This is a genomic window from Amycolatopsis sp. NPDC049159 (genome assembly GCF_040648295.1).
Lineage (GTDB): Bacteria > Actinomycetota > Actinomycetes > Mycobacteriales > Pseudonocardiaceae > Amycolatopsis > Amycolatopsis pretoriensis_A.
Map to the genome: position 1 here is coordinate 235,880 of NZ_JBEZDL010000016.1, position 22,136 is coordinate 258,015.

Genomic DNA, 22,136 nt, shown 5'->3' on the forward strand with positions numbered 1-22,136 from the left:
CACGATGAGCCACGAGGACTACCTCGGCACGCGGCGGTTCCCCGGTCTGGACGGCCTCCGCGCGATCGCCGCGACGATGGTGATCTTCTTCCACTTCGGCGGCCAGAACTGGACGTGGCTGTCGGGCTGGGTCGGCGTCTACCTGTTCTTCGTGCTGTCCGGCTTCCTCATCACGACGCTGCTGCTGCGCGAGCAGGACCGCACCGGCCGGATCTCGCTGTCGAACTTCTACATCCGGCGCGTGTTCCGGATCCTGCCGCCGTACCTGGTGATCCTCGGCGGGATCGTGGCGTTCGTGGCGCTGCGCGGCGAATTCCACGCCCGCGACTTCCCGAACGCGCTGCGGTTCTACCTGACGTTCCTCAACGAGTTCCTGCCGTCGTTCACCAACGGCACGGACAACTTCTTCAGCGGCTCGTGGACGCTGGGGATCGAGGAGAAGTTCTACCTGGTCTGGCCGTTCCTGCTGGTGTTCCTCGGGATCGGCGCGGCGAAGCGCAAGTTCCTGCTGGTCGGCGCGGCGATGGTGATCCTGCTGGCCCTGGTCCCCCTGACCACGGGCGGCTGGCTCCTGCACGGCGCGAACGTCCCGATCTACCGCTCGACGGTGCACTACTTCATCCTGGCGGCCGGCTGCCTGCTGGCGATCCTGCTGCACTACCGCCGCGGTTACGCGCTGCTGAAGCCGCTGACCCACCCGCTGGCGGCGATCCCGATCGTCATCGGGTTCGTGGTTTTCCACACGAACCTGGACACGCTGTGGAACAGCTCGGGCCAGAACCTGTGGCTCCTGGTGGCGTACGCGTTCGCGGCGATGCTGCTGCTGATCGTCCTGGTCAGCCCGGGCCCGACCCGCTGGCTGATGGGCACGGCCCCGCTGCGCTTCGTGGGCGAGCGGTCGTACTCGCTGTACCTGCTGCAGGGACCGGTGCACTTCGCGGTCATCCAGGCGGTCCCGGGCCTGGCGCGCAACCACACGACGAGCGCGGTGGTGGTGTTCCTGGTCGGGCTGGCGATCGCGGACCTCATCCACCGCTGGGTCGAGAAGCCGCTGATCGACGTGGGCAAGCGGCTGATCGCGAGGAAGGAAGAGCGGCGCGCGGAGCGGGAGGCGGCTCGACAGCCCGCCGAGCCGCGCGTCGAGTCCGAGCCCCGGCCCGCGCCCGCGACCTCGGCGTCCTGAGCCGCCGGCCACTCCCGCCACGGCCCGCAAGTTCCCCCGCGGCACCAGCCCGCTCCCCTGCGCGCCCCGGTCGCTCGGCCAATCCGCCCCACCCCCGGCCAGCCGAGCGGAAGGCGCCCGGCAACCTGCCGAGCCGCCCACGACCTCGGCGCCCTGAGCCGCCGGCCACTCCCGCCACGGCCCGCAAGTTCCCCCGCGGCACCAGCCCGCTCCCCTGCGCGCCCCGGTCGCTCGGCCAATCCGCCCCACCCCCGGCCAGCCGAGCGGAAGGCGCCCGGCAACCTGCCGAGCCGCCCACGACCTCGGCGCCCTGAGCCGCCGGCCACCCCCGCGGCCCGGAAGTTCCCCTGAACCACCGGCCCGCACCCGCGCTCGCCCGACACCCCCGCGCCGGTCGAGTGGGAAGCGGCTCGGCAACCCGCCGAGCCCGCGACCTCGGTCTCTCAGCGCTCCAAGACCACGATCGGGATCACCCGGTCGGTCTTCGTCTCGTACTCCGCGAAGCCCTCCGCGTGCGCGACCATGCCCGCGTACAGGCGGTCCCGCTCCGCGCGGTCGGCGATCACCGTGGCCGTCGCCTCGAACTTCTCCGTGCCGACCTCCAGCGTGACCTTCGGGTTCGCCACCAGGTTGTGGTACCAAGCCGGGTTCTTCGGGGCCCCGCCCATCGACGCGGCGACCACGTAACGGTCACCGTCGGTCGTGTACACCAGCGGCGAGAGACGGGGCTCGCCGCTCTTGGCGCCGGTTGTCGTGAGGAGCAGCACGTTCTTGCCCTCGAAGTAGTTGCCGACCTTGCCTCCGTTGGCCCGGAACTCCTCGACGACCTGCTTGTTGAAGTCGTTCATGTCGGCTGGTGCGGTCATGGGGATCCCCTGTTCTGGCCGGTAGGCTCGATCCGCGAGGTACGCTCGGAACGAGCCGAAGCGTTTGCTTTGCAAACAAAACTACCGACCGGAGGTGAGCGGTGTCAACGCAGCCCGGCCCGAGTGTCGAGGACGGCGTCCGGCAGCTCCTGCTGCTCATGCCGCGCCTGGTCGGCCGCGCCAAGCGGACGCCGGTGCCCGCGGAGCTCGACGGCTGCGCGCTTGCGCCGCGGCACCTCTCGCTGCTGTCGTACCTGCTCTTCGACGGCCCCATGACGGTCACCGAGCTGGCCACCCGCCTCCAGGTCGCCCCGACGACGGCGAGCCTGATGGTCGGCGACCTCAGCCGCCAGGGCGTGCTGAACCGCGACGAGGACCCGGCCGACCGCCGCCGCACGATCGTCAGCATCACCCCGGACAAGCGCCCGGCCGTCGACGCGTGGCTGGCCCGCGGCGCGAAGGCGTGGAGCGACGCGCTGACGCCGTTGAGCCCGGCCGAGCGGCAGCTGGTGATCGCGACCCTCGAGGCCTACGAACGCGGCACGTGCGAAGGCCCCGCCTGCTAACGGACTTCAGTCTTCGCCACGCTTTTCGCGGGCCAGCTTCCGCTGCGCCTCCGCGCGTTCCCGGCACTTGCGCAGGAACTCGTCGTCGTCCGCGCTCGTCGCCGCGAACCGCCCGGGACGGTCGTACTCCGGGTACGCCGGCGCGTTGCGCTCGTACGGCCCGCGCACCCGCGCCACCTGCTGCGGCCGGCCCGCGACCAGCCAGATGATCGACCCGACCAGCGGCACCACCAGCACGAGCAGCAGCCAAAGCCCCTTCGGCAAGTTGCGGCAGGACGACTCGTCGGTCGTGATCACGTCGACCAGGCAGAAGATCCACAGCCCGAGCGTGACGATGCCCAGCAGTCCGTCCATGTACAGCAATTTCGCGCCTTTCCCCCAAGGAAATGAACGCGGTAAGTCTTAGCAGAGCCCACCGGCTGCCCGGCCGCGGGTCACCCACAGCCGCGCGGGCATCCGGAGATTCGGCGCCGACACCCACGACGTCTTCACTTCTGTCAGGCGAAACCCCTGCAGCGCCTGGAGAACGCCGGTCGCGAGGGCGGTCGCGTGCCGCGCACCCGGGCAGGCGCGGGGTCCGGCGCCGAACGGCGTCCCCGCCAGCGACACCGAGACGTCGTCGCCGTCGACCCGGCGACGCGTGGACAACACCGGCTGCCCGACCGGTTTTCCGGACAGCGACGCGGAAAGCTCGTTGCCGATCAGCCCGGCGGTGGCGTCGCAGGCCTGGACGAGCAGGCCGATCCGGGCGGCCGCGTGTTCGTCCGCCCGACCGCACGCGGCGATCAGCCGTCCCACCGCGGCTTCGGCGGCGGCAGCCGGCGTCACGTGGGGGTGGTACGCGGCCGCGACCAGCGCCACGTCCGCCGAGACGTCCGGCAGGCCGAGCGCCGAAGCGAGCACCCCGACCGGCACCGGCCGCGCGACTTCGGCCATCACGTCGAACTCCCCGAGCGCGGCCACGATCCCTTGCGTGCGCGCGAAAGCCTCGTCCCGCAGCTCACCCACGGACGCCAGCAACGACACCGCCAGCGCGCTGCCGGACGTGGTCGGGACCATTGCTGAACCGGGCCACCGAAGCACGCAGCCACGCGACGCTCCCCGGCGGGACGTCGGCGGGAACGGGCGGCACCGGAGCGGAAAGCGAAGTCATACGGCGAAGTTAGCCGCGGAAAACTTCGTCCACGGCCGAAGTCAGAGCAGCGACACCGGGAACCACGCCGCCTGCGGCCCACCGCAGTGAACGGGCCGCGGGACGGCGTGCTGGAACCACCACGCCTCCGTGACGCGGCCGTCCGGGAGCCGGTACGTCGGCGGCCCGGCCACCCGGGCGAGCCCGGCGGCCTGCAGCGAGCGCGCGCTGGCAACGTTGCCGACCTCGGCGCCGGCCCGCACCCGCGGCAGGCCCAGGTGGTCGTGCGCCAGCACCAGCCCGGCCGCGAACAGCACCCGGCCGTGACCGCGGCCGCGGTAGTCCGGGGCGAGGTAGCCGCCGGTTTCCGGGCCGCCGTCCTCGCCGGTGTGCACGCTCACCAGGCCGACGCAGCGGTTGGCCTCGACGTCGATCATCACCAGGTCGACCGACTGCGGATCGGGCGACGCCCAGTCCGGGCCGGTGCCGGGCACGACCCGCAGCGCGTCGGCGCGCGCCGGCTGGTCGACGATCGAATCGGCCTGCCAGCCCAGCCACCGCTGGGCGGCCGGATCGCTGCCGCACGCGACCGCGGCGGCGTACTCCCACGCGGTCGGGGTGCGGAAGAGGAACCGTCCCGCGCGCACGACGTGGCCCTGCCGGTCGCAGGCCCGCTTGGTCATCAGGCGCCCGCGGCGGGTGAGCCGGTCGAAGATCCCCTTGGTGGCTGGCAGCATCGCGGCGAAATCGTAGCGGAGCGGCCGGGACCCGAGTTGTATTGTGGCCCGATGACGGCCGTACCCGACGCAACCGAACTGGACGGCTCCGGCCGATCGGCCCAGCCGCGTCAGCTCATCGTGACGGTGTACGGCCTCTATTCGCGCACCGAAGGCGGCTGGTTGTCGGTCGCCTCGCTGATCGACCTGCTCGCCGCCGTCGGCGTCGACGAGCCGGCCGTGCGCTCGTCGATCTCCCGGCTGAAGCGGCGCGGCATCCTCGAAGCGGTCCGACGGGACGCGACGGCGGGCTACGAGCTGTCCGACGAAGCCCGCGAGATCCTGCGCGAGGGCGACGAGCGGATCTTCCGCCGCGACCGCGCCACTCCGGCCGACGGCTGGCTGCTCGCGGTGTTCTCGGTGCCGGAGACCGAGCGCCACAAGCGTCACCTGCTGCGCACCCAGCTGGCCCGGATGGGCTTCGGCACGGCGGCGTCGGGCGTCTGGATCGCGCCGGCCCACCTGCACGGGGTGGCCGCCGAGGCGCTGACCCGGCTCGGCCTGGCCGGGTACGCCGACCTGTTCCGCGCCGACCACCTGGCGTTCGGCGACGTCGCCGCGAAGGTCCGCGACTGGTGGGACCTCGACCGGCTGGACGAGCTGTACACGACGTTCCTCGACGAGCACGGCCCGGCGCTGCGCCGCTGGGAGCGCCGCAAGCCGGTGCCCGACGGCGAGGCGTTCGCCGACTACGTCCGGGTGCTGACCGGCTGGCGGCGGATGCCCTACCTCGACCCCGGCCTGCCCGCGGAGTTCCTGCCGCCCGGCTGGTCGGGCATCCGCGCGGCCGAGCTGTTCTTCGAGCTGCACCGGCGGCTGGAAACCCCGGCACGCACCTACGTCGCGAAGTCGATCAACCTCGGCTGAGCACCGCGAACCCCTGGACCTCGACCAGCGCTTCCTCGTCCCAGAGCCGGGAGACGCCGATGCCCGCCATCGCCGGGTACTCCGTGCCCGCGAGCCGCTTCCAGACCCGGCCGATCTCGCGCGCGTGGGCACGGTAGTCCGGCATGTCGACGATGTAGATGGTCACGCTGCACAGGTCCTCCGGCGCACCCCCGGCCGCGCGCAGCGACGCCAGCAGGTTGCCCAGCGCGCGCTCGAACTGCTCGACCACGCCGTCGCCGACGATCTTGTTCGACGCGTCGAGCGCGGTCTGGCCGGCGAGGAAGACGACCCGGCCCTCGGCCACCACCGCGTGCGAGAACCCGGACGGCTTCCCCAGCTCCGGCGGGTTGATGCGTTCCATGCGCCCACCGTACGCCATCTTTCGCGTTATTGACGGTCGTAGAGGTGACGACATACCCTGGACGGCGTGCGTATCGCGGTCATCGGCGGCGGCCCGGCGGGTCTGTACTTCGCCGCGCTGGCGAAACAGCTCGGTCCCGGTCACGAAATCACGGTCTGGGAGCGCAACGCCCCGGACGACACGTTCGGCTTCGGCGTCGTGTTCTCCGACGAGACGCTCGGCGGCATCGAGCACGCCGACGCAGCCGTCCACGACGCCATGAAGGCCGAGTTCGCGCGCTGGGACGACATCGACGTCCACTACCGCGGCACCGTCACCACCTCGGGCGGCCACGGCTTCGCCGCGATGAGCCGCAAGCGCTTGCTCGGCATCCTGCAGAGCCGCTGCGGCGAGCTCGGCGTCGGGCTGCACTTCCGGGAAGAGGCGCCGGCCGACCTCTCGGGGTACGACCTGGTCGTCGCCGCCGACGGCCTCAACTCCGCGGTCCGCAACCGGTTCGCCGAGACCTTCCGGCCGAGCGTCGAGACCCGCCGGTGCCGCTACATCTGGCTGGGCACGGACCTGGTGTTCGACGCCTTCAAGTTCTACGTCCTCGAAACGCCGGCCGGGATCATGCAGATCCACGGCTACCCGTACGGCCGCGACGGCAGCACGTTCATCCTCGAGGTCCAGGAAGACGTCTGGCAGCGGACGTTCGCGCCGGTCGCGGCGGCTTCGCTGAAGCCGGGCGAGAGCGACGAGAAGTCCATCGCGCTGATCCGCGAGCTGTGCGCCGACGTCCTCGACGGCCACCAGGTCATGGCGAACAACTCGAAGTGGGTCTCGTTCGGCACCGTCCGCTGCGAGACGTGGGTGCACGAGAACGTCGTCCTCCTCGGCGACGCGGCGCACACCGCGCACTTCTCGATCGGCTCCGGCACGAAGCTCGCGATGGAGGACGCGCTCGCGCTCGCCGCCTGCCTGCACGAAAACGACGGCGTCGCCGAGGCGCTCAAGGCCTACGAGCTGGAACGGCGGCCGGTCGTCACGTCGACCCAGCGCGCCGCGCAGGCCAGCCTCGAGTGGTTCGAGAACATCGCGCAGTACGCGCACCAGGAGCCGCCGCAGTTCGCGTTCAACATCCTCACGCGCAGCCGCCGCGTCACCTACGACAACCTCCGCCTGCGCGACCCGGAGTTCGCCACCGAGCTGGACGACTGGTTCGCCCGGTCGCTCGGGACGACGTCGCGGCCGCCGATGTTCCAGCCCTATCGGCTCGGTTCGCTGGAACTGCCGAACCGGATCATCGTTTCCCCGATGGACATGTACTCGGCGGAAGACGGCGTGCCCGGCGACTTCCACCTGGTGCACCTGGGCAGCAAGGCGCTCGGCGGTGCCGGGCTGGTGATGACCGAGATGGTCTGCGTCTCCCCCGAAGGCCGGATCACCCCCGGCTGCGGCGGGCTGTACACGCCCGAGCAGGAAGCCGCCTGGAAGCGGGTGGTGGACTTCGTGCACACGCAGTCGCCCGCGCGCATCGGTGTCCAATTGGGACACTCCGGCCGCAAGGGCTCGACGAAACTCATGTGGGACGGCATCGACGAACCGCTGCCCACGGGCAACTGGGAAGTCTGCGCGCCTTCGGCGGTGCCGTACTCCTCACGCAACCAGGTCCCGCGTGAACTGTCCACATCGGACCTCGTGGAGATCCGCGACCAGTTCGTCGCGTGCGCCCAAGCGGCCGCCCGCGCCGGGTTCGACGTCCTCGAACTGCACTGCGCGCACGGTTACCTGCTGTCGTCGTTCCTCTCCCCGCTGACCAACCGGCGGACCGATTCCTACGGCGGCTCGCTGGAGAACCGGCTGCGCTTCCCGCTCGAAGTCTTCGACGCCGTCCGCGCCGCGTGGCCCGCCGAGCGGCCGATGACCGTCCGGATCTCGGCGACCGACTGGTGCGAGGGCGGTATCGACGCCGACGACGCCGTCGAGATCGCGCGCGCGTTCGCTTCCCACGGCGCCGCGGGCATCGACGTCTCCACCGGCCAGGTCGTCAGCGAGGAACGCCCGCAGTACGGGCGCAGCTACCAGACGCCGTACGCGGACCGGATCCGCAACGAAATCGGCGAGGAATACGGGATCGCGGTGATCGCGGTCGGCGCGATCTCGTCGTACGACGACGTGAACTCGCTCATCCTGGCCGGCCGCGCGGACCTCTGCGCGCTGGGCCGCACGCACCTCTACGATCCACAGTGGACGCTGCACGCGGCGGCCGAACAGGACTACCCGCTGGCGTGGCCGAAGCCGTTCGCCGCGGGCAGCCGCAAACCCCAGACCGGCCGCAGCGACGGGCCGGAGCCACGCCTCGACCTCGTCCGTTCGGGCCCCACGGGGACCGCCCATGCCCGCTGGCGACCGGGAGCACCACGATGACCGCTTTCGCTTTGACCGCCGAGCAACAGGCTTTCGCCGCGGAAGTCCGGCGACTGGGCGAGGACCAGCTGCGCCCGCTGGCCGAGTCCGGTGTGGAGGGTGCGGTGAACCGCCCGCTCCTCAAGGCCATGGGCGCGCTCGGCTTGCTCGCCCGGCTCTTCCCCGGCGTCGCTTCGGGAGCGCCGTCGAGGCAGGCCGCCGCGACGGACCTGTGCATCCTGCGCGAGAACCTGGCCACGGTGAGCACCGAGGCCGAGACCGCGCTGGCGTTGCAGGGCCTGGGAAGTTACCCGGTCCTGCAGTCCGGGCAGGACGAACAGGTGGCGAAGTGGCTGCCCGCGGTGGCGGCCGGCGACGCGGTGGCGGCGTTCGCGCTGACCGAGCCGGACGCCGGTTCGGACGCGGCCGCACTGTCGTTGAAAGCGGAACCCGACGGCGACGGCTGGCGCCTGACCGGCGAAAAGATGTGGATTTCCAACGCACCGGAAGCGGACTTCTACACGGTGTTCGCGCGCACCACCCCGGACGCGGGATCGCGCGGGGTGAGCGCGTTCGTCGTCCCGGCGGATCGCCCGGGCTTGGGCGGCGAGCACCTCGACCTGGTCAGCCCGCACCCGATCGGCACGGTCACGTTCGACGGCGTCGAGGTCCGGCGTGAGGAACTGCTGGGCGAGGAGAACCGCGGCTTCGCCGTCGCGATGCGGACGCTGGACCTGTTCCGCCCGAGCGTCGGCGCGTTCGCCGTCGGCATGGCCCAGGCGGCACTGGACGCCACGGTTTCCCACACCGGCGAACGAGAAGCGTTCGGCGGCCCGCTGATCAAGCAGCAGGCGGTGGCGCACGCACTGGCGGAGATGGCGACCCGCACGGAAGCCGCCCGCCTGCTGGTCTACGCGGCGGCGGGCGCCTACGACGCGGGCGAGCAGAACCTCGGCGGCCGTGCGGCGATGGCGAAGCTGTTCGCGACCGAGGCGGCCCAGTTCGTCGTCGACTCGGCGGTCCAGCTGCACGGTGCCCGCGCCTTGCGCCGCGGGCACCTGCTGGAGCACCTCTACCGGGAGGTCCGCGCACCCCGCATCTACGAAGGCGCGTCGGAGATCCAGCGCACGATCATCGCCCGCTGGCTCGCTTCGGCGTCCGGTCGAGCCACCACTGGCTGAGCAGCAACAGGGTCAGCAAGCTCAGCGCGGCCGAAACCGTGGCGGCGCTGAGGATCAGCGTCTCCTTGTCCCCGCCCCGCGGCAAGACCAGCAGGAACCCGAGCGGCGACAGGGCCCGGGTCATCAGCGTGTTCATGCACATGGCGAAGCTGCGGACCATCCACTTCCGGTGGTCGGCGAACCGGCGCTCCCGGACCGCCCGCCACCCGGCGACGGTGAATCCGAGCCACAGCACGGCAGCCACGACGTCGAGCGCGGCGACAACGGGACCGAAGGGGCTCACCGCACCGATGGTCGCGGCCATGACGGCGGAGGGGATCGCCCCACCGAAGACGTAGACGCGCCCGACCCGCCGGTGCACGACGGGGTGCGTCCGCCGCAGCCACGGCCAGACCTGCAGGACGACGCCGACGATGGCGATGCTGCCGAAGGCGATGTGGGCAACGAGGAACCAGTAGTGCTGCGCGAACCCGGCGGGCGCGGGCACCCGCGACTGCGCGGGATCCAGCGTGAGGTACGGCGGTATCGAGTAGGCGAGGAACGCGGCGACGACCAGCGCGAGCGGCACCACCCACGGCCGCCGCCACCAGCTCGGTCTCTCCGGCGCGGGCGCGGGCCTGATCTCCGTGCGAACGGTCATGACTACCCCCAGGATCGACTACCGATCCGAAGGTAGGGACGTACCGGCGGGGGAACCATGGGGTGAGCCACCACAACCGTGGTGGGGCTCACCCCACCGCCGTTCAGCTGCCCCGCACCCGCCGGACGGTGTCGCGGTAGAAGTAGCCGCTCTGCTTGATCGTGCGCTCCTGCGTCTCGTAGTCCACCCGGATCAGCCCGAACCGCTTCGCGTACCCATACGCCCACTCGAAGTTGTCCAAAAGGGACCAAGCGAAGTACCCGCGCACGTCCGCCCCCGCCTCACGCGCCGCCGCCACGGCCGCGATGTGTGAGGCCAGGTAAGCCGTCCGCTGCTCGTCGCGGACGAAGCCCGACGAGTCCGGGTCGTCGTCGAACGCCGAGCCGTTCTCCGTGATGTACATCGGCAGACCCGGGTAGTCGCGACCCAGGCGCGTCAGCAGCTCGGTGAACTTGCCCGGCAGGATCTCCCACCCCATCGCCGTCGTCGGCTCGCCGAACGGGACCGTGCGTGAGGCCGGGACGCCCTCGTCGTCGACCGTGCGGCCGGCCTCGTCCACGCCCGAAAACTGCTGGCCGAAGTAGTAGTTCACGCCCAGGAAGTCCAGCGGGGTCGAAATGATCGCCAGGTCGCCGTCCTGGATCGGGAGCTTCACCCCGCGGGACGCCAGATCCTCCACGACGTCGTCCGGGTACTGCCCGTGAACCAGCGGGTCGAGGTAGACGCGGACGCCGAGGCCGTCCGCCTGGCGAGCCGCGCGGACGTCTTCCTCGGACTCCGTCGCCGGGTCGGCCGTGCACATGTTGAGCGTGATGCCGAACTGCGTGTCCGCCGGCGCCGCCTCGCGCATCCGCTGCGTCGCCAGGCCGTGGCCGAGCAGCAGGTGGTGCACCGCGTGCAGGCCGGCTGCGTAGTCACGCCGCCCGGGCGCCATCACGCCGTGCACGTACCCGTGCATCGCCGAGCACCACGGCTCGTTCAACGTCGTCCAGTGGCGGACCCGGTCGGAGAGCCGGTCGAACACCAGCATCGCGTAGTCCGCGAACCGGTACGCCGTGTCGCGCGCCGGCCAGCCGCCCGCGTCCTCCAGCTCCTGCGGCAGGTCCCAGTGGTACAGCGTCAGCCACGGCGTGATCCCGCGGCTCAGCGTCTCGTCGACGAGCCGGTCGTAGAAGCCGAGGCCGGCCTCGTTGACGCCGCCGCGGCCGCGCGGCTGGACCCGGGGCCACGCCACGGAAAAGCGGTACGTGTCCGCGCCCAGTTCGCGCACCAGCTCGATGTCCGACGGCATCCGGTGGTAGTGGTCGCACGCCACGTCACCGTTGTCGTTGTTGTCGATCGCCCACGGGACCTGGCAGAAAGTGTCCCAGATGGACGGTGTGCGTCCGTCTTCCGCGACCGCGCCTTCGATCTGGTACGCGGCGGTGGCGACACCCCAGCGGAAGTCCGGCGGCAGGGTGTCGATCAGCGCCTGCTGGTCGGCGGTCGCGGCGGTGGTCTCGGTCAAGGCAGCACTCCTCCAGTGGTACCGGACAGGGCAGACGGCGTTCAGGGGGCGACAGCGGGGTGCAGCCAGCACGCGACTTCGCGCGCCGGGTCGCCCGGGGTGCCCAGCAGCGGCACGCGGTCGGGGCACGGCTCGAAAGCCTTGGGGCAGCGCGGGTGGAACGCGCAGCCGGACGGCATCCCCCGCGTGTCCGGCGGCGAGCCGGGGATCCCGGCCAGCTCGCGCCGCGGCCCGCGCAGCGCGGGGAACGAGTTCAGCAGGCCGTGGCTGTAGGGGTGCAGCGCGTCCCGGTAGAGGTCCGCGGCCGGCGCCTGCTCGACGATCCGGCCGCCGTACATGATCGCGATCCGGTCCGAGAACTCCACCAGCAGCGAAAGGTCGTGCGTGATGAACAGGACCGAAAAGCCCAGCCGTTCCCGCAGTTCGACCAGCTGGCCGAGGATCTGCCGCTGCATCACGACGTCGAGCGCCGTGGTCGGCTCGTCCATGATGACGACCCTTGGCTCGAGCGCGAGCGCCATCGCGATCATCACGCGCTGCCGCATGCCGCCGGAGAGCTGGTGCGGGTACGCCTCCAGGCGGTCGGCCGAAATCCCGACCAGCCGGAGCAGGTCACGCGCCCGCGCCACCCGGCCCGGGCGGGACGTGCCCGGCTCGTGCGCCTTGATGACGTCGACCAGCTGCGTGACGACCTTGTGCACCGGGTTCAGCGAGTTCATCGCGCCCTGGAACACGATGGACGTCTCCGCCCACCGGAAGCCGCGCAGCTGCTTGTCCGTCAGCTTCAGCACGTCGTAGGGCTCGCCGTCGGCGGGGTGGTAGATCACCTCGCCGCCGCGGATGACACCCGGCGGGGCGAGCAGCCGCGTCAGCCCGTAGGCCAACGTGGACTTCCCGCTGCCGCTTTCCCCGGCCAGGCCGAGGACTTCGCCGCGGTGCAGCGTCAGGTGCACGTCCCGGACCGCGCGCACGGCCTCGTCGCCGACGCCGTAGTCGACGTCGAGTCCCTTGATCTCCAGGACCGGGTCCATCATGGCTTTTCCTCTCGCCCGAGCACGGGCGTGAAGCCCACCCGCATGCGGTGCGTCCGCCCGTCGGCGCCGCGCACGCGCGCCTTGCCGCTGCCGCGCAGGCGCGGGCTGACGAACTCGTCGATGCCGAAGTTGAGCAGGGACAACGCGGTGCCGAGGATCGCGATCGCCAGCCCGGCCGGCACGAACCACCACCACGCACCCTGCGCGAGGGCCTGCTGGCTCTGCGCCCAGAACAGGATCGTGCCCCAGTTCCAGTTGGACAGTCCCGAGACACCGACGAACGCCAGCGTGATCTCGGACATCACCGCGAAGATCACCGTGCCGACGAAGCTGGACGCGATCACCGCAGTCAGGTTCGGCAGGATCTCGAAGAAGATGATCCGCCACGTCGACTCGCCGGTCGCCCGGGCCGCCTCGACGTATTCCCGGCCGCGCAACGAAAGCGTCTGCGCTCTGAGGACACGCGCTCCCCACGCCCACGACGTGAACCCGATGATCACCGCCACCAGGATGTCGCCGCCGGTGGGCACCGCGCTGCCGATGATGATGATCAGCGGCAGCGCCGGGATCACCAGGAACACATTGGACAGTGCGGAAAGGCCCTCGCCGGTGTTGCCGCCGAGGTAGCCGGAGGCCACGCCGACGACGACGGCGAGGATCGTCGCCACCACCCCGGCGGCCAGCCCGACCAGCATGACGCTGCGCGTGCCCACCACGACCTGGCTGAAGATGTCCTGGCCGAGGTGGGTCGTGCCGAACCAGTGCCGTCCGGACGGTCCCTCGAGCAGGTCGCTGCTGCGCGCGGACGGGTCGTACGGCGCGATCCACTCGCCGATGACCGCGATCACCAGGAAGAAGACGATGACGACCAGGCCGGTGCCGGTCTTGCCCCCGGCCAGGAACCGGAACCGGCGCCGCCGCACGACCGCGTCGAGGGGGAGGGTTTGGGCGGCTTTGACGTCCGCCGCGGGTACGGCCACGTCAGCCCTCCTTCCGGGTGCGCGGGTCGAGTGCGAGGTAGGCGACGTCGGCGAAGAGGTTCGCCACCAGCACGGACAGCGTGATGATCAGGAAGATGCCCTGCATCAGCGGGTAGTCCTGCGAGCCGACCGCCTGGAACAGCTGGAACCCGACGCCCGGGTAGGAGAAGACGATCTCCACCAGCAGCGTCCCGCCGACGATGAAGCCCAGCGCCAGCGCGAAGCCGGACACGCTCGGCAGCAGCGCGTTGCGCGCCGCGTAGCCGACCATCACCCGGCGCTCGGGCAGGCCCTTGGCGTGGGCGACCGTCACGTAGTCCTCCGAAGCGACGGTGACCATCATGTTGCGCATGCCCAGGATCCAGCTGCCCATCGAGCTGATCAGGATGGTCAGCGCGGGCAGCAGGCTGTGCTGGATCGCGCTGCCGATGAACGTGCCGTCCCAGCCCGGGATCGTGCCCGGGTCGTAGCCGCCCGACGACGGGAAGAAGCTCCCCGGGCCGGCCAGCAGGGTCAGCGCGATCAGGCCGAGCCAGAAGTACGGGATCGACGACAGGAACGTCGTCACCGGCAGCAGGCCGTCGACCCACGAGCCGCGCTTCCAGCCGGCGACCACGCCGAGCCCGGTACCGATGGCGAAGCCGACGATCGTGGTGATGCCGACCAGGATGATCGTCCACGGCAGACTGTCGCCGAGCAGTTCGGACACCGGGGTGGGGAAGAACGTGAACGAGATCCCGAGGTCGCCCCGGAAGAGCTGGCCCCAGTAGTCGAAGTACTGGGAGATCAGGCTTTCGTTCTTGTCGAGTCCGAACAGGACGTACAGCGACTGGATCGCGTCCGCGCTCAGCATGCCCTGGTTCTTCGCGATCAGCGACTGCACCGGGTCGCCCGGGATCAGCCGCGGGATGAAGAAGTTGATGGTGACGGCGGCCCACGCGGTGAAGACGTAGAAGAGCAGCCGTTGCAGCAGGTACCTCATCGGGCGGCCCCGTCGTACAGCCAGCACGCGGCCCAGTGCCCGGGTGCGTCGTCGACGTCGAAGCGCGGCGGCAGGTCGGTCTTGCACCGCTCCATCGCCACCGGGCAGCGCGGGTGGAACCGGCAGCCGGACGGCGGGTCGATCAGGCTCGGCGGTTCACCGGCCCCGCGCTCGGCGGGCACCTCGCCCGGGTCGAGCTCGGCGTTCCCGCCGGCCAGCCGGTCGGGATCGGGCGCGGAGTCGATGAGCAGCCGGGTGTAGGGGTGCGCCGGGTTCTGCGTGATGGTCTCGCTGTCGCCGCCCTCGACCATCCGGCCCGCGTACATCACCATCGTCTCGTCGGCGAAGTAGCGCGCCGACGCGATGTCGTGCGTGATGTAGAGGATCGCCAGGTGCAGGCGTTCCTTGAGGTCCCGCAACAGGTTCAGCACGCCGAGCCGGATGGAGACGTCCAACATGGACACCGGCTCGTCGGCCAGCAGCGCTTCGGGATCGGCGCCGAGCGCCCGCGCGATCGCCACCCGCTGGCGCTGGCCACCGGACAGCTCGTGCGGGAACTTGTCGATGTAGCGCTCCGGCGGCGTCATCTGCACTCGGGAAAGCAGGTCGTGCAACGACTTCTCGAGGTCGTCGCCGGCCCGGCCGTGGATCTTCAGCGCCCGCGTCAGGTGGTAGCGCACGGTGTGCACGGGGTTCAGCGACGCGAACGGGTCCTGGAAGATCATCTGCACCCGGCGGGCGTAGGCGCGGAACGCCTTGCCGTGCTTGACGTTCACTTCCTCACCGTGCAGCCGGATGTCGCCACCGGTGCGCGGGTAGAGCCCCGCGAGCAGGCGCGCGACCGTCGACTTGCCCGAACCGGACTCGCCGACCAGCGCGGTGACCCGGCCCCGGCGCAGCGTCAAGGTCACGTCGTCGACGGCCTGGATGGCCCGCTTCGGGCCGGCCAGCGCCGCGCGGCCCTTGCGGCGGACCGGGAAGTGCTTCGTGAGACCCGTCGCTTCGAGGACGACGGGGAGGTCCCCCTCCGACCCGACGGCGCCGGGGTCGGAGGGGGCGGGGGCGGCCGCGTCGCCGCGGCCGTCCCCGTGTTCGGTCGTCACTGCCGAATCCGCCATCGGTCAGGCCGACGGCTTCAGGTGCAGGACGATGTCGAGCGCGTTGCGCAGCGTCGGCTGGGCCGGCGCGTACGGGTTGGCCTCGTCCGGCCAGCCCGTCCAGTTCTTCGTGCTGTACTCGCCGCCGGAGTTGGCCGCCGAGGTCGGGACCATCGGCTGCTGGTCGATCATGATCTTCTGCAGCGTCGCCATCGCGGCGGTGCGGGCGGCGTCGTCCTCGGCGTTGGCGTAGGTCGCGAGCGCGTTCGTCGCCTCGTCGTTCTTGAAGCGGCCGTAGTTGCCGTTGATGCCGCCCTGGCCGGTCGGCTTGTAGCGGCTGCCGTCCATCACGTCGCGGTACAGGTCGTACGGCGTCGCACCGTCGTTGGTCCAGTGCATCAGGCCTTCGAAGTCACCGGTGTCGACCGACTTGATCCACGCGTCCTGGTTCATCTTCTCGACCGTGGCGGCGATGCCGAGCTGGGACAGGTTGTCCTTGATGATCTCCAGGTCGGTGATGTAGTCCGACCAGCCCGACGGGACCGTGAGCTTGAGGGTGACCGGCTTGCCGCTCGGGTCGGCCAGCTTGTCGCCGTTGTACTTGTAGCCCGCGCCGGTCAGCAGCGCCTTGGCGCCCGGGACGTCGACCTTGACCGTCTGGCCCTTGTACTGCGGCGCGATGAACGGGTCGCCCGCCGGCGTGGGGATGCCGGTGACCTGGTCGTTCTTCGGGTAGAAGTAGCCGGCTTCACCCTGGTTGAAGATGTCGTCGCGGTTGATCACCTTGCTTACCGCCTGGCGCAGCTTCGCGTCGTTCCACGGCGCCTTCTCGGTGTTGAACCAGAGGCCGTGGACGGCCAGCTGCGCGGGGAACCAGAGCTTGTAGTGCTGCGGGTCCTTGCTCGTGTAGACGGCCTTGTAGTTCGGGATGAAGACGAAGCTCCACTCCGACGCGCCGCTGACCAGCGCGCTCACCTGCGCGTTGTTGTCGGTGTAGGAGGTGTAGCGGATCTCCTTGACCTTCGGCGCTTCCTGCCAGTACCCGTCGCGGCGGGTGACGATCATCGTCTGCGGCGTGGCCGACTTGAGCGTGTAGGGCCCGGTGCCGATCGGGTTCTTCACGGTGTCGAGCGCCGGGTCCTTGATGCCCTGCCAGACGTGCTTGGGCACGACGAGGGTCTGCAGGATCTTGAGCTGGTTGACGAACTGGGAGGTCTCGAAGCCCAGCGTCACCTGGTTGCCGGCCGCGGCGATGTCCTTGTACGGCACGGCGTCGACGTTCAGCGCCTTGTTGTCGCGCAGCAGCTGGAACGTGTAGGCGACGTCTTCGCCGGTCATCGGCTGGCCGTCGGAGAACTTCACGCCGTCACGGACGGTCAGGACGAGCTTCTTGTAGTTGTCCGCCCAGTCCCACTTCGTCGCCAGCCAGGGCTTGCCGGGCTCCTGCGGTTTGACGCGGTTGTGCATGACGAGGGGCTCGTAGATCATCCAGCGGTAGCCCATGTTGGACAGCGCGGACGTCTCGAGGAACGGGTTGTTGTTCTCCGACTGCGGGCCGTCGGGCTTGCCGACGTTGAGCACGGCGTCCGGGTTGCCCTGGGCGGCGTTCGAGCTGCCGCTGCCCCCGCACGCGGTCAGGCCGCCCACGGCCATGACGGCTACCAGCGCTGCGACGATGGAGCGCTTGACTCGCATCGGTCCTCCTAGCTATCGACGACTTACCTGTGTCGACTGGTAGCGAGCCCCGACCGCCGGCGACCGAACGACGTCGAGAAGTCAACCCGGGTGACTCGGGTCACGTCAATAACACGGCGGTAACGTTTTGTACCTAAGTTTAAGTACTGAAAGAACTGGCGGTCTGGACCAGCGGGTCGGACTACTCCTTGCGACGCAAGGAAATCAGCCGGTCCGGCCCCCGCTGGCGAGCAACTGCGCGATCGGCAGCGTCGCCGCGCCGAGCGCGACGGCCTCCGGTCCGAGCCGGCCGAGGACGACCTCGGTGCGCCCGGCGAGGTAGTCGAGCGCGTGCCGGCCGACGGCGTCGCGGACGGCGGGGAGGATCGCCTGCCCCATGATCGCCCCCGCCGAGCCGGAGAGCACCACGCGGTCCGGGCTGAGCAGGTTGATCAGGTTCGCGATGCCGATCCCCAGGTATTCGCCGGTTTCGGCGAGGACGTCGGCGGCGGGGCCGGGCTCGCCGGCCTCGGCCACGATCCGGACCAGTTCGATGTCGCTTTCGTCCCCGATGACCGGCTGCTTGCCGACGCGGGCGGCGTAGTGCCGGACGACCGCCTCGGTGCCGACGTAGGCCTCCAGGCAGCCGTGCGAGCCGCACCGGCAGGGCGCGCCGCCGGCCTTGACGACGGTGTGGCCCCACTCGCTGGTCGTGATGCCGGGGTGCGACCGCCCGGCCGTGGCGACGGCGGCCCCGACGCCGACGCCGAGCAGGGCGACGATGGCGCGTTCGGCGCCCCGGCCGGCGCCGCGCCAGGTCTCGGCCTGCCCGAGCGTGCGGGCGCGGTTGTCCAGGTGGAGGGGCGATTGGATGTGCGGGTGGATCAGGTCGCCGAAGGCCACGCCGCGCCAGCCGAGGGTGGGCGCGTGCACGATCCCGCCGTCGCGGACCGCGCCGGGCACGCCGATGCCGACGCCGAACACCGCGTCCGGCTGGCCGCCTTCGAGCACTTCGGCGATGCCCGTGCGCACCAGGCCGGCCACTTCGTCCGGGTCGAGCCGGGTGCCGACGAGCGGGTGGCGCACCGTGCCGAGGGTGCCGAGCGCGCAGTCGAAGAGGCCGACCTCGACGTGCGTTTCGCCGACGTCGACGCCCACGACGTGGCCGAAGTCGGGCCGCACGGCCAGCAGCGTCCGCGGCCGCCCGCCGTCCGATTCGACCGATCCGGCCTCGGCGACGACGCCGTCGGCGATCAGTTCGGAGACGACGTTGGTAACGGTGGCGGCCGAAAGTCCCGATTCAGCTACCAGTTCCAGCCTGCTGACCGGGCCGCGGAGGTAGAGGGAGGAGAGCAGCGCCGCGCGGTTGTGCCGTCGGAGGTCTCTGGTCGTTTGGCGCACCACCTGGGTCACCTGGGGGATTGTGCCAGACACTCACCGTGCGACCATCAGTTCGGGACTTAGTTCACCACTTAATACATAGCCACAACTTACGGTGATCAGGCATCCTGGTCGAAGCCGGTAAGAGTTCAGATGGGTTGTCCATGGCGAGCAAGCGCACCACCGTCCGTGATCTGCGGCGGCACAACCGTTCCCTGCTGCTGTCGAAACTGTACTTCGACGGCCCGCTGTCGCGGCACGAACTCAGCCAGCTCACCGGATTGAGCGCCGCCACGGTCAGCAACGTGACCGCGGAACTGGGCGAAGAACGCCTCATCACGGAGGCCGGCCAGGTGGAGTCCGACGGCGGCCGCCCGCGCGTGCTGCTGCGCGTCGACCCGGCGTACGGGCACGTGGCGGGCGTCGACATCGGCGAAACCGGCGTCAAGGTGGAGCTGTTCGACCTGGCGATGAACCGGCTGGCGACGGTCGAGCACCCGCTCCCGACGGCCCCGGACGCGGCGACGGCGGTCGAGCAGGTGACGTCCGGCCTGCGAGAGGTGTTCGCGACGGCGGGCATCGACGAGTCGGCCGTGCTGGGCGTGGGCATCGGCGTCCCGGGCACGGTCGAGCAGGGCGCCCGGGTGCTGGTGCACGCCCCGACGGTCGGCTGGGACGCGGTGCCGCTGGTGTCCCTGCTGCGCGACGCGGGGGTCGGGCTGCCGCTGTTCGTGGACAACGGCGCGAAGACGCAGGGCCAGGCGGAGATGTGGTTCGGCGCGGGCCGCGGCGCCCGCCACGCGGTGATCGCCCTGATCGGCTCGGGCGTGGGCGCGGCGGTGGTGACGGACGGAACGACGTACCGCGGCTCGACGAGCAGCGCGGGCGAGTGGGGCCACACGACGATCGCGTACGGCGGCCAGGAGTGCCGCTGCGGCGCGCGGGGGTGCCTGGAGGCGTACATCGGCGCGGGCGCGGTGCTGGCCCGGTACCGGCGGGCGCGCGGCAAGGACGTTTCGGGCGAGGACGAGCAGGCCCAGTTCACGGCGTTGCTGGAGGCGGCACCGCGCTCGAAGACGGCGGCCAGGGTCCTCGACGAGACAGCGGGGTACCTGGGCGCGGGGATCGCGAACTTGATCAACTTGTTCAACCCGGAGCGGATAGTGATCGGGGGCTGGGCGGGGCTGGCGCTGGGCGAGCAGCTGCTGCCACGGATCCGCGCGGTGGCCGGCGAGCACGCGCTGCGGCATCCGTTCAGCCAGACGTCGATCCAGCTGGGATCGCTGGGGTTGGACGCGGTCGCGACGGGGGCGGCGACGTTGCCGGTGGCGGATTTGCTGGAGCAGGGGGCGACGTCCCGCCTGTCGAAGCCGACCACCTCGGGAGCCCCGGACTCCGACGCGGCGTGATCCTCAGCAGCGAGCTCTGAGCAGCATCACCACCGCAACGGCGAGCGAACCGCGGAGCGTGGGCGGCTTCTCCATCGCTCGTGTCTCGGCCTTGGTCTTCGGAGGTTCGTGGCTGTTGACGTCATGAACGACTCGTTCATGACGTCGGGCGAGGTGAACGGGTCGTTCATGACGCTTCGGACCGGTGCTCTCGGTGCGGTCGGGAGGTGCCTGGCGCGGCTGCGACCCTGGCTCACGGCCGCCGGTCGCGCCCACCAGCGCGGCCCGCCCACCCTGGGGGACCGCCCCGCTCCAGCGTATCGACGCACCCCGACGAAACCCGCCCAATCCGCCACTCGGTGCCCGGCTGTCCACAGCCCGGCCAAGTTGTGGACAACCGGCCCCAGCGAGCGCCGCACGGCCGAGCCACCCCAGCGGCCGAACCATCCGCACAACCCACCCACAACACCCGCGAGCACGAGCCGAACCACCCGTGCCCCACTCACCGGGACTGCCAACGCGCCAGCTCACCGCCACTCACCCACCCTTAATTCGGGTTGAAAAAAAATGACGGTCCGACGGTTGCCCGGCTTGTCTGGACCATGCATACTTTGTTGCCAGACACAACAAAGCCCGTCCCCGAGCCACCCCGCCCCGGCTCGAGGGCTGAACCGCGCCTGCCGCCGCCCCGGCATGCGCAGCACCTCCCCCTCCCCGCGTTCCGTGCTGCGCGCGGAACGCCGTCCCCCCAACGGTGAGAGAGGCGACACCGATGTCCACCTCAAAACTCCGCAAGAGATGGGCGGCGCTCTTCGCCGCCTGTTCGCTGCTCGTCCTCGGGCAGCAAGTGCTGACCGCGCCGGCCGCCGAAGCCGCGGCCACCTTCACCGATGACTTCAACGGGCCCGCCGGGTCCGCCGTCGACGGGTCGAAGTGGCAGCTCGAGACCGGTGACAACGTCAACAACCACGAGCGGCAGTACTACACCTCCGGCACCAGCAACGCCCAGCTCGACGGGCAGGGCCACCTCGTCATCACGGCCAAGAAGGAAAACCCCGGCAACTACAACTGCTGGTACGGCCGCTGCGAGTACACCTCCGCGCGGATGAACACCGCCGGCAAGTTCAGCCAGGCCTACGGCCACTTCGAGACGCGCATGAAACTCCCGCGCGGACAGGGCATGTGGCCCGCGTTCTGGATGCTCGGCGGCGGGAACTGGCCCACCGACGGCGAAATCGACGTCATGGAGAACGTCGGGTTCGAGCCGAACACCGTGCACGGCACCATCCACGGGCCCGGCTACTCCGGCTCCGGCGGCATCGGCGCGGCCTACAACGGCCCGAACTTCTCCGACGACTTCCACACCTACGCCGTCGACTGGGCACCCAACCAGATCAAGTGGTACGTCGACGGGAACCTCTACCAGACGCGCACGCCGTCGGACCTCAACGGCAACCGCTGGGTCTACGACCACAGCTTCTTCCTGATCCTGAACCTCGCCGTCGGCGGGTACTGGCCCGGCGATCCCAACAGCAGCACGCAGTTCCCGCAGCAGCTGGTCGTCGACTACGTGCACGTCACCACCGACACCGGCGGCGGCACCCCGCCCACCGGCCGCACCGGCCGGATCACCGGGATCGGCGGCAAGTGCGTCGACGTCGCCGGCGCGAACAGCGCCAACGGGACACCGATCCAGATCACCGACTGCAACGGCAACGCCGCGCAGAACTGGACGATCGGCACCGACGGCACCATCCGCGCCCTCGGCAAGTGCATGGACGTCAACGCGGCGGGCACCGCCGACGGGACACCGGTGCAGCTCTACGACTGCAACGGCACCGGCGCCCAGAAGTGGGCGATCTCCGGGGCGAAGGACATCGTGAACCCCAACGCGAACAAGTGCCTCGACGCCACCGGCAACTCGAGTGCGAACGGCACCCGCCTGCAGATCTGGACCTGCGGCGGCGGCGCGAACCAGAAGTGGACCACGCCCTGATCCGCTCACCCTCGTGAGTGTTCAGGGGGGGTGGGCCACCCCCGCAAACACCACCACCCCGACCCCCCAACCGGTCCCCCGGCGGCGCAAAACAAGGCACCCCTATTGGTGGTTCGC

General features: G+C 70.6%; 20 protein-coding genes. 7 read left to right on the top strand and 13 right to left on the bottom strand.

Annotated elements, in window-relative coordinates:
• Positions 1–4 precede the first annotated feature (4 nt).
• On the top strand, positions 5–1,183 hold the full coding sequence (locus AB0B33_RS28725) for an acyltransferase (RefSeq protein ID WP_360777365.1): 1,179 nt from the start codon (positions 5–7) through the stop codon (positions 1,181–1,183).
• A gap of 443 nt (positions 1,184–1,626) precedes the next feature.
• Here the strand turns inward: AB0B33_RS28725 and AB0B33_RS28730 are convergent, their stop codons facing one another.
• Positions 1,627–2,049 (bottom strand): nitroreductase family deazaflavin-dependent oxidoreductase, encoded by a 423-nt coding sequence (locus AB0B33_RS28730; RefSeq protein WP_247018113.1) that lies wholly within the window; start codon positions 2,047–2,049, stop codon positions 1,627–1,629.
• Positions 2,050–2,150: 101 nt separating this feature from the next.
• Here AB0B33_RS28730 and AB0B33_RS28735 point away from each other — a divergent pair, with 101 nt between their 5' ends.
• A complete protein-coding gene (locus AB0B33_RS28735; protein WP_247018112.1) occupies positions 2,151–2,615 on the top strand; it encodes a MarR family winged helix-turn-helix transcriptional regulator in 465 nt (154 codons plus the stop codon).
• A gap of 6 nt (positions 2,616–2,621) precedes the next feature.
• Here AB0B33_RS28735 and AB0B33_RS28740 read toward each other — a convergent pair whose 3' ends face one another.
• The 3 genes from AB0B33_RS28740 to AB0B33_RS28750 all read right to left on the bottom strand — a co-directional run bounded on the left by AB0B33_RS28740 (position 2,622) and on the right by AB0B33_RS28750 (position 4,484).
• Positions 2,622–2,978: a PLDc N-terminal domain-containing protein gene (locus AB0B33_RS28740; RefSeq protein ID WP_360777323.1), complete on the bottom strand. Its 357-nt coding sequence runs from the start codon at positions 2,976–2,978 to the stop codon at positions 2,622–2,624.
• A 39-nt stretch (positions 2,979–3,017) separates the two neighbouring features.
• A complete protein-coding gene (locus tag AB0B33_RS28745; protein ID WP_360777324.1) occupies positions 3,018–3,674 on the bottom strand; it encodes a hypothetical protein in 657 nt (218 codons plus the stop codon).
• Positions 3,675–3,809: 135 nt separating this feature from the next.
• Entirely contained in the window at positions 3,810–4,484 is a 675-nt protein-coding gene (locus AB0B33_RS28750) for a GNAT family protein (protein ID WP_360777326.1), read from the bottom strand.
• Positions 4,485–4,535: 51 nt separating this feature from the next.
• Between AB0B33_RS28750 and AB0B33_RS28755 the strand changes: the two genes are divergently transcribed.
• Positions 4,536–5,390 carry a PaaX family transcriptional regulator C-terminal domain-containing protein gene (locus AB0B33_RS28755; protein ID WP_360777328.1) on the top strand — a complete coding sequence of 285 codons (855 nt, stop codon included), beginning with the start codon at positions 4,536–4,538 and terminating at the stop codon, positions 5,388–5,390.
• Here AB0B33_RS28755 and AB0B33_RS28760 read toward each other — a convergent pair.
• The gene (locus AB0B33_RS28760) at positions 5,377–5,772 is read right to left on the bottom strand and encodes a RidA family protein (RefSeq protein ID WP_360777330.1); all 396 of its coding nucleotides are present in this window, start codon (positions 5,770–5,772) and stop codon (positions 5,377–5,379) included. The genes AB0B33_RS28755 and AB0B33_RS28760 overlap by 14 nt on opposite strands.
• A gap of 66 nt (positions 5,773–5,838) precedes the next feature.
• Here AB0B33_RS28760 and AB0B33_RS28765 point away from each other — a divergent pair, with 66 nt between their 5' ends.
• Both AB0B33_RS28765 and AB0B33_RS28770 read left to right on the top strand, forming a co-directional pair.
• Positions 5,839–8,181, top strand: a complete 2,343-nt coding sequence (locus AB0B33_RS28765; RefSeq protein WP_360777332.1) for a bifunctional salicylyl-CoA 5-hydroxylase/oxidoreductase — start codon at positions 5,839–5,841, stop codon at positions 8,179–8,181.
• Positions 8,178–9,341, top strand: coding sequence for an acyl-CoA dehydrogenase family protein (locus AB0B33_RS28770; RefSeq protein WP_360777334.1), 1,164 nt, complete (start codon positions 8,178–8,180; stop codon positions 9,339–9,341). Before AB0B33_RS28765 ends, AB0B33_RS28770 begins: the two co-directional genes overlap by 4 nt.
• Here AB0B33_RS28770 and AB0B33_RS28775 read toward each other — a convergent pair.
• The 8 genes from AB0B33_RS28775 to AB0B33_RS28810 all read right to left on the bottom strand — a co-directional run bounded on the left by AB0B33_RS28775 (position 9,292) and on the right by AB0B33_RS28810 (position 18,668).
• Complete coding sequence (locus AB0B33_RS28775; RefSeq protein ID WP_360777367.1) at positions 9,292–9,912, bottom strand: DUF2306 domain-containing protein; 621 nt, start codon at positions 9,910–9,912, stop codon at positions 9,292–9,294. The genes AB0B33_RS28770 and AB0B33_RS28775 overlap by 50 nt on opposite strands.
• 172 nt (positions 9,913–10,084) lie before the next feature.
• Complete coding sequence (locus AB0B33_RS28780; protein WP_360777336.1) at positions 10,085–11,488, bottom strand: GH1 family beta-glucosidase; 1,404 nt, start codon at positions 11,486–11,488, stop codon at positions 10,085–10,087.
• Between the two features lie 41 nt (positions 11,489–11,529).
• Positions 11,530–12,522: an ABC transporter ATP-binding protein gene (locus AB0B33_RS28785; protein ID WP_360777338.1), complete on the bottom strand. Its 993-nt coding sequence runs from the start codon at positions 12,520–12,522 to the stop codon at positions 11,530–11,532.
• Positions 12,519–13,502, bottom strand: a complete 984-nt coding sequence (locus AB0B33_RS28790; RefSeq protein WP_360777340.1) for an ABC transporter permease — start codon at positions 13,500–13,502, stop codon at positions 12,519–12,521. Before AB0B33_RS28790 ends, AB0B33_RS28785 begins: the two co-directional genes overlap by 4 nt.
• A 1-nt stretch (position 13,503) precedes the next feature.
• Entirely contained in the window at positions 13,504–14,484 is a 981-nt protein-coding gene (locus AB0B33_RS28795) for an ABC transporter permease (RefSeq protein WP_247018096.1), read from the bottom strand.
• Positions 14,481–15,587: an ABC transporter ATP-binding protein gene (locus AB0B33_RS28800; RefSeq protein ID WP_360777342.1), complete on the bottom strand. Its 1,107-nt coding sequence runs from the start codon at positions 15,585–15,587 to the stop codon at positions 14,481–14,483. The genes AB0B33_RS28795 and AB0B33_RS28800 overlap by 4 nt, the downstream gene beginning before the upstream one ends.
• 18 nt (positions 15,588–15,605) lie before the next feature.
• Positions 15,606–17,276, bottom strand: a complete 1,671-nt coding sequence (locus AB0B33_RS28805) for an ABC transporter substrate-binding protein (protein WP_360777344.1) — start codon at positions 17,274–17,276, stop codon at positions 15,606–15,608.
• A gap of 204 nt (positions 17,277–17,480) precedes the next feature.
• The gene (locus AB0B33_RS28810) at positions 17,481–18,668 is read right to left on the bottom strand and encodes an ROK family transcriptional regulator (RefSeq protein WP_360777346.1); all 1,188 of its coding nucleotides are present in this window, start codon (positions 18,666–18,668) and stop codon (positions 17,481–17,483) included.
• A 131-nt stretch (positions 18,669–18,799) separates the two neighbouring features.
• Between AB0B33_RS28810 and AB0B33_RS28815 the strand changes: the two genes are divergently transcribed.
• Entirely contained in the window at positions 18,800–20,044 is a 1,245-nt protein-coding gene (locus AB0B33_RS28815; RefSeq protein WP_360777348.1) for an ROK family transcriptional regulator, read from the top strand.
• Positions 20,045–20,795: 751 nt separating this feature from the next.
• Positions 20,796–22,019, top strand: coding sequence for a family 16 glycosylhydrolase (locus AB0B33_RS28820; protein ID WP_360777350.1), 1,224 nt, complete (start codon positions 20,796–20,798; stop codon positions 22,017–22,019).
• The last annotated feature ends 117 nt before the right edge of the window (positions 22,020–22,136 follow it).